Genomic DNA, 7683 nt, shown 5'->3' with positions numbered 1-7683 from the left:
CAGCAGACCGCGGACCTGATCCCCGCACGGCAGAGGTGAACAGCGAGCCCCGTCGGGATCCTCGACGTCTCGCCGCCTACCGTGCACGAGCTCGTTAGACGAGTAGTTCCTATCGAGGGGGCGTGTCGCGTTACTGAGGGCTCTGTGAGTGGCTAAGGTCGCGTGGTTACGGGCACTGCTGGACCAATCATGGGCGGGCGCATTGCGGTACAAGATCATCCACCGGTGGGGAGACACGGAGGACACCGAGTCTTTCGGCGGGGAGGCGTTGGACACACTGCTCGGAGAGCTCGACACGGACGATCCCATCCATCGGCACATTGCGATCTGCGACAACGCGTCGGGGTGGTACCTGAGCGTTTTCGCTGAGCCGTCCGGGTGGGTTCTCCTGGAGAACGAAGATAAGGACAAGACCCGTCACATGCGTGGTCGTTCTGCCAGGGAGATCACCCTGCTCTGCGCCGATTTCGGCGCGGGGAACCTTGACGCAGTTCTTCGGGACGAGTGGTCGCCCGGCTACGGGTAGGCGGTGGGCTCTCAATGGTCGTAGGCGATGAGCGAGCGCAGGACGGGCGCACTGGTCTTGTGGTTGTGCCAGATCGCTGCGGCCATCGCCAGAACGCGCTGAGCGACCCGGATCGCGACGCCCTCGAAGGTCCCGTCCGCCGTGCTGTTCCAGGTCAAGCTGGCCCTTGAGGGTGTCATTGACCGACTCGATGAGCTGGCGGAATGCTTTGAGCTGGTGCTCACCACGTCGGGCAGCCTCCCGCCTGAAGGACGGTCGTAGGATCTCGATGCCTCGCGCGGCCAGGTCCGCCTCGAACTCCTTGGAGGCGAATCCCTTGTCCGCGATGAGCACGAGACCGGGCCGTTCCTCGGCCAGCTGCGGCTCGCGGTCCAGCATCGCGCCGAGGACCTCCCGTTCGTCCATCTTCGGGGTGGCCAGGGCCCAGGTGGGAAGCGCAGTAGCCGTATCCGGCCCAGCCGGCCAGGTTCGAACGCCGGGCCGTGGGGCGGGAGCGGCCGCACTCGACCGGGGTGGAGTCGGTGATCCAGACGTTGTCGAACCAGAAGTCCGTATCCCTGGCCAGGAGTCGGATCGCGCGCTTGACCAGCGGAAGGGCCGCGCGCAGTCGCTTGTTGTATCCGGGGCGTTGGGGCAGGTAGGGGAACATCGGGCTGAGGTGGGCGTGTGCGAAGCGCAGCCAGCGGGCCTCAGAGCGGTAGCCCAGCACCGCCTGGGCTACCGCCAGGCAGACCAGTTCGGAATCCGTGAGCTGCGGCGGTCTGCCCAGCCAACGGGTTCCGACGATCCCGTCGTCGATCTTCACGTACAGAGCCGTCAGGAAGATGTTCAGATCTGTCGTCACAAACGGATCTTGGACACCCTCTGCCCATTTGCACGGTCGAACTTCGGAACTACTCGTCTAATGAGGCGGATGCCCAGCACCGTGCCGATGCTCTTGAGCTGGGCGTCACTCAGCGGCGGGGCCTCGTCCACGCACTTCCGGATCCAACGTTCCCTGGCCTCGTCCGCCAGGGAACGAACCGGCTTCTCCGCGACCGTGATCACTGCCAGGGGTTCCCTTCTGTCTTGAGGCGTTCGGCATGGGCGAGGTCGTGGCGAACCTGGTTGGCGAGGAGTTCTTCGCCGGGACGGTAGCCAGAGGCGAGGTAGGCCCAGGAGGCTTCGGTGACGAGGGTGGTGTTCTCGTCGGGGGCCGGGTGGCCGGCGCGGGTGCGGGCTGCATCGGCCTGGGCGGTGCGCCAGGCGCGGCGTACGTCGCGGAGTGCGCCGAGGGTGGTGGAGTAGGCGCGGGACTTGGTGGAGAAGTGGCCACGGAAGCCGAGCATATGGGCCCACTTCCAGAGCTTGAGGTCCGCGAACTCCGGCAGGTGACCGAGCGCCCAGGCGGTGCGGATCATCTGCCGTACGTGCTGCTGCACCTGGAGGTCGCGCAGGGGTTCGGCCTGTCCGGTGCCGTCGCAGTCGGCGCACAGGTCGCGGAAGCCGTCCGGGCCGCTGGTGTATCCGCGTCCGGAGCAGGCGCGGCAGACAAGAGTGCGGTCGACCGTGCCGGAGCCCTCGGCGCTCTTGGTGGCGTACTTGGCGACGTAGGCGGCCACCTTCTGGTCGGTGAGTTCGCCGTCCCCCAGGGCCTTGATCTCGCGCACGTCGATGCGGTCGCCCCACGCGATGACGCGCTCTCCAACCGCGTCTGACTCGATGGTGAGTTGAGCGCGTCGGGCAGCGGCGCGGACGGCGTGGTCCAGGGCGTCGAGGGTGGCCCAGGGCGGGGGCGCGGTGGTGTGTCCATCGGGGCCGTCGAGGCGGATCACGGCATGGAAGTGGACCAGGCCGCGCTTCTGGTACTCGGCGACCTTGGCGAAGGAGACACGCAGAGCCGCCTTCAACGCCTTCTGCGTGATGCCCAGTTGGGCAGCGAGCTCGCGTCGGAGGTAGATGGTGAAGCGTGCCCAGAGCGCCCCGGCATGGGCGTTCCAGAGCACAGCGCCGGTGTAGTCGTACGAGGCTGGAGCGAGGGGAGTGCCAAGGGCAGGGTCGTCCTCGGCGTGGTGCCGGCCGCAGCGGCAGTCCAGGGGCTTGCCCGAGGGCGTGGTGGGGCGGTTGTGGACCGGCCCGAAGGAGGGCGCGGTGAGCGTGGCGAAGACGCGGGGGTGGGTGCGGACGTCTTCCGCGACGGTCTTGCCGCCGGAGAGTCCCGCCTTGATCAGGTGGTACGTGTCTGCGGCGTAGACGCGGGAGCAGGCCGGGCAGCGGGAGGCGCGGCGGTTGCCGCAGGTGGTGAGGAGTCGGCCGGTGGGTTCGTCGGCGGTGGAGTAGGTGCGGACCACGGTGCGGGTGGCAGCGTGGAGGGTGGCGGTGTGGCCGACAAGGTTGACCGGGCGGGTGCAGCCGCGGACGTTGCGGACCTGCTCCGTCACGCGGTCGAAGTCTTCGAGGTGGGCCAGCTCGATCAGGTCCCGCAGGGCGGGGCTGACGACGTGGCGGAGGTCCAGGGGGTGCTTCATGGGGCGGGTTCTCCCTTCGTGCTGGGCTGGGGCCCCGAGCAGGCCGACGGATGCGCGGGCCTGCTCGGGGCATGGCGAACCGAGCCCCTTGGGGGCCGGGTGCGGGAGGCAGCCGGAAGGCCGGCGGGAAGGTCAGGCCGTCAGGGCCGAGTGCAGGGCGGTGGCCATGGGCAGGCCGACGCCGAGCCGCGCCTTGAGCTGAACGGTGGTGATGGGCTCGCCGTGCTGGACGCGGTGGGCGTCCGCGATCGAGCGCGCTTCGTTCAGCAGCGGCTCGGGCACCTTGACCGCAGGTACCGGGGCCGGGGTGGGCACGGGCGGGGCCGTCATGGGTGCGGGCTCGGGCACGGGGGCCAGATCGGCAGGGGCCGGGGTGGGCACGGGCGAGGACGTCACGGACGTGGGCTCGGGCACGGGGGCCAGATCAGCAGGGGCCGGGGTGGCGGCAGGCTCGTCATCCTCAGCCGGGACGACCGGCGCGGGAACGGGTCGGGGTTCCGGTCTTGGCTCCGCGACGACGGGGACGGGCGCGGGGGTGCCGATGGTGTGGAAGGCCCGGAGGAGCTGGGGGCCGACGGCTCCCCAGCCGAGGAGGAGCAGCGGGGCCACGGCGTCCACGGCAGCGCGGCCGTAGTGGCCGGCGGCCAGGGGCTCGGCGATGTTGAGGGCCAGCGTCAGCAGGCCGGAGAAGTGCATCAGCCGGGTAGCGGCCTTCATCTGCTCCGGCGGGACACCGCGCAGCGAGAGGTAGCGCAGGGCCACCAGGAGGCCGACCACGGACAGGTCCACCATCGGAGCGATCAGCGGCGCGATGGGCTCGGGGATACCGAGCCGCAGGGCGAGGGCCCAGACGTTGCCGAAGGAGAAGACGAAGGCCAGAGCGGCAATGACGCCCATGACCACGGTCACGGTGCGCTGGGTGATCCGGTCCTCAGACATAGGGGTTCACCTCCTCTCAACAGCGCGCAGGGATGCGTGGATTGGCCGTCTGGGCTATGCGGCGAGCGGCGCCTCACCCTCGTCGTAGCCGTCGTACTTGGTCAGGTCGATGCCGGCGGGGAGCCGGGCGGCCAGCAGCGCAGCGGGGTCGGCCGTCAGGTGGGCGGTCTCGACCGCGATGCGGGCAGCGTCCTCCTCTTCGACGTACGGGGTACGCAGCCGAGTAAAGCCCGCCTTACCAGGGCTGTTCATGACCGCGACGCCGACATAAGCGGGGTCCTGCAACGTCGTCGGGTTCGCGTCCGGCCATTCACGGATGTCCTCGCCGAGGGCGGCCACGGCCGCGTCGGCGGTCTTCTGCGCGAAGGACACGCCGACCGGGCACACGTCCCGGATGGACGTGGGGATGGCATCGCCGGTGGGCTTCTGCGTGATGAGGATGACCAGGATGCCGACGCTGCGTCCCTTCCTGACCAGCTCTTCCACGAGCCTCGTGTTCTCGGCCGCCAGGGCGGCCAGGCGCTTGGACTCCTTGTCGGAGCCCTTGTGGTCGCGGAAGTACGTGTGCGCCTCGTCGATGATCAGCACCGTCCACGGCCAGGCGGCAGACGGGCCGACGTGCCACATGTCCTTGCGCCCGAGCACGGTCTTGATCGCGGCGGACCGGCCCCGGCGGAGCTTGACGAGCCGCTTGAACAGCGCGTTGGCGTCGTCCAGGTCGTCACCGACGAAGGCGAACAACCGGCTGACCAGGTCGGCGTAGTCGCCTTCGTACGCGGCGGACACCTTGCCGTCCGCCACCGCGATCTGAACGGCGGGTGAGGGAGCGCAGTCACAGATGAAGCGGTTGACCATCGCGGTCTTGCCGAAGCCGGGCAGGCCGGCCACGGTCACCCCGGGTACCTCGGCCAGGTACAGGGCTACGAGCTGGGCGTACTCGTCCAGGCCGAGTTCCCACCGCACCAACTCCTCCGGGGCCTGCCCGGAGGGGACGTGCGTGGTCGGCGTCAGCAGCGGATCAACGCGAACACCACGGATCAGCACCTGTCCGGGCTTGTCCTGGACGACCGACACCCGCGTGCACTGCCAGGCGTCCGCCAGATACGGGGCCGCCTTCTGGAACTCCTCCAGGCCCACCCTCGGCAGGCAGTTCGCCCGGACGACGACGCCGAACCGGTCCGGCGTCACCTTCAGAGCCGGGATGAGGACCCGCGGCTTGTGCGGCTTGCCCTCAGCGTTGGCCAGCGAGGCCAGCGCGGTCGGAGTCTTGTCCGTGACCGACAGCCCAGCCATCGGCGCCAGACGCTTCCAGGTCCGGCGAACCCGTATCGCCTGCCGGATGCTGGCCCGCGTCTCGGTGTCCGCCATCAGGTAGCGCACCACCCAGACGACCGCCCACACCAGGACGAGCACCAGGCCCGCCCCGACCACGACCGGGGCGTAGCCCGTCACCTCCCCCACAGTCACGTCGTGTCCTTCCTTTCGTAGAGGTAGCCCGCGAGGGCTGATTCGAGGCCCGCCCAGTCCTCCAGGGACTCGAAGGGCGGGTAGCCGTAGCCGACGAGAACGGCGGCCACAGAGTTGATCAGGGACTCGGAAAACTGGGGGTCCGGTCCGGCATGAGCGAGCGGATAGCTGCGCTCAGCGCCGAACCGGAACCCGACAGCGCCCGTCACGCGGCGATCTCGGACGGCTCGTCCGCGACCTGCGGCGCGGGCATGGCCAGCACCTCCAGGCCCGAGGCCCGGTAGGCGATGCCGTCCTGAAGCTGACCGTTGAAGACCCGCGCCCACGGGGTGGCGAACAGGTCCAGCGGCCGCACGAACGCGCCGACGTTCAGCCCGTTCGGCAGACCGCTCTTCGGGATCGTGACCTTGATCGCCTCAGCGGCCCCGTCCTCCATCACGAAGACGGTGACCGTGTACAGCGGCTCACCGGTCTCGCGGTCGGTGGCGAGCTGGGTCTTCTCCATGTCGGTGAACTTCGGGGTGGGCAGGACGCCGAGCATGTGACGGGTGGTGCTGGTGAAGCCAACGCGGATGCGCGCCATGGGGAACTTCCTTTCGTTCGGTGCCGCTCGGTGCGGCGTGATCACTACAGTGCACTACGCCCGCCAACCCCGTCAAGCACCTAGCGCACCTAGTGCAGAGATCTAGCTAGCTCAGCGGGGTCCAGGAGCCCCGCGTTTAGGCGTCCTAGTGCGGTTGGTGTGCTAGGCGGGCTACCCTCGACACATGACTTTGCCGAGGGACTCCCACACCCCGCCCTACCAGCTGGTTGCCGACGAGATCCGCAAGCAGATCCGGTCCGGCCGCATCAAGCCGGGTGAGCGCGTCCCGTCATCCCGCGACCTCGAAGCCGAGTACGAGATCGCGAACATGACGGCTCGATCAGCCCTCCGCGTTCTGCGCGACGAGGGACTGATCTACTCCAAGCCAGGTGTGGGCAACTTCGTCGTCGACACCCTGCCGGCCAGCACCAGCAGGAAGGCCGACGCGGGCGGCCAAGAGCCGGACCGGCACATGCCCACACCCGAATACGTCGAACTGTCCGAGCGCCTCAATGCGATTGACGCCAGATTGGACAGCCTCTTGAACATCTTTCAGCAGCTCGCCGGGGTCACCGAGAAGCCGAAGAGGCCATAGCGGCCTTCCGCTCACCAACCCGAAGCGCCAGCTCCTCCAGCCGGGCGACTTTCTGTTCCATCTTCGCCAGGCGAGCCGCAATCTCCGCCGCCTCGTGCTTCTTCATTCCCGCCCCGTTCATGTCGTGCCGTTCCTTGCTGACGTTTCGATCAAACTCACCGGGGCTTGCCCAAAAGCTTGCCCACGGCTTGCCCGCTCACCTCTGAGGGCTTGCCCATCCCAGCAGCCAGAGCGGACACCGCCCCGGACGAGCCCGCTGGCCGGAAGCACCCCGATCTCCAGGTCTAGCCGCCTTCGCCACCCCGGTTCGCCGACACCGCCGACGCGAGTCATCGGACGGGAAACAACCGTCGAGGCCGGCCCGCACGACGGACCGCGCAGGCGCAAGCGGGACCTGCCGATGGCACGGCTCCACTTTGGCCACACCATCGGGAAGAAGTCACACGCGTCGCCGAGCTGCATCAAGACTCCCGACCTCCTTTCGCTTCCGGGCCTCCATGTTCCGGAGAATCCCCGGTTTGGGAAACCGGCGATCGTCGGCTATGTTTCGCCATTTCGCGCTGCGGAAGACAGCCCTCGCGTTGTCCGTGCGTCACGCGCTCAACCTCCGCACTTCGTCCTGTAGGGCACTGCGCCCTTCACCTGCTACAGGCGTGAAAAGCGCCTCCCGTGTGACACCTGCGGCCAACGAATCCACCTCAGCAGCCACCACTCACCACCGCCCTTGCCGAAAGCGCCTCCCACAGGCCACGAGATGGTCACGACCAGGCCGTGGTGAGTCCCCGCCCCCTTACCAGGACCACCTTGCAATCCCGAGCCTGTGGATAAATTCCGCCAACCCGGAGAACAAACAGGCACGAATCGCCACTATCAGGACCTTCGGGGTCTGAGGCGCCAGGAATGCGGAGATTACGCAGGATCGTTTCGCCGAGACGCGGCCAAGCCCGCACGGCCGCAGGGCTGTTAAGAGTTTCTTTACTGGATCAAGGCGGCCCGCCACGGCGGGCCGCGGGGGGCGGGGGGCCCCCGCCCCCCCCCCCCCGATTGTACGCCACCCCACCCGGGG

Annotated in this window: 6 protein-coding genes and 1 pseudogene; 2 read left to right on the top strand and 5 right to left on the bottom strand. The window is 68.5% G+C overall.

What is annotated here, in order from left to right; translation table 11 throughout:
- The first annotated feature begins 202 nt into the window (after positions 1-202).
- Positions 203-526: a hypothetical protein gene (locus ACWGN5_RS06225; RefSeq protein WP_453511670.1), complete on the top strand. Its 324-nt coding sequence runs from the start codon at positions 203-205 to the stop codon at positions 524-526.
- A gap of 11 nt (positions 527-537) precedes the next feature.
- Here ACWGN5_RS06225 and ACWGN5_RS06220 read toward each other — a convergent pair.
- From ACWGN5_RS06220 to ACWGN5_RS06200, 5 genes and pseudogenes are all read right to left on the bottom strand, one after another.
- A pseudogene (locus tag ACWGN5_RS06220) lies at positions 538-1370 on the bottom strand (IS982 family transposase).
- A gap of 199 nt (positions 1371-1569) precedes the next feature.
- Positions 1570-3033 (bottom strand): replication initiator, encoded by a 1464-nt coding sequence (locus tag ACWGN5_RS06215; protein ID WP_453511668.1) that lies wholly within the window; start codon positions 3031-3033, stop codon positions 1570-1572.
- A gap of 132 nt (positions 3034-3165) precedes the next feature.
- Complete coding sequence (locus tag ACWGN5_RS06210) at positions 3166-3972, bottom strand: DUF2637 domain-containing protein (protein ID WP_453511667.1); 807 nt, start codon at positions 3970-3972, stop codon at positions 3166-3168.
- A gap of 54 nt (positions 3973-4026) precedes the next feature.
- Positions 4027-5439, bottom strand: coding sequence for an FtsK/SpoIIIE domain-containing protein (locus tag ACWGN5_RS06205; RefSeq protein WP_453511665.1), 1413 nt, complete (start codon positions 5437-5439; stop codon positions 4027-4029).
- A 205-nt stretch (positions 5440-5644) separates the two neighbouring features.
- Complete coding sequence (locus tag ACWGN5_RS06200; protein ID WP_453511664.1) at positions 5645-6022, bottom strand: SCO3933 family regulatory protein; 378 nt, start codon at positions 6020-6022, stop codon at positions 5645-5647.
- 184 nt (positions 6023-6206) lie between these two features.
- On the opposite strand from ACWGN5_RS06200, the gene ACWGN5_RS06195 reads away from it, so the two are divergent.
- Positions 6207-6617 carry a GntR family transcriptional regulator gene (locus tag ACWGN5_RS06195; protein WP_362534325.1) on the top strand — a complete coding sequence of 137 codons (411 nt, stop codon included), beginning with the start codon at positions 6207-6209 and terminating at the stop codon, positions 6615-6617.
- Positions 6618-7683 lie beyond the last annotated feature (1066 nt).

The sequence above is a fragment of the Streptomyces sp. NPDC055815 genome (assembly GCF_053616475.1).
This window is presented reverse-complemented; position numbering and strand designations above follow the sequence as displayed.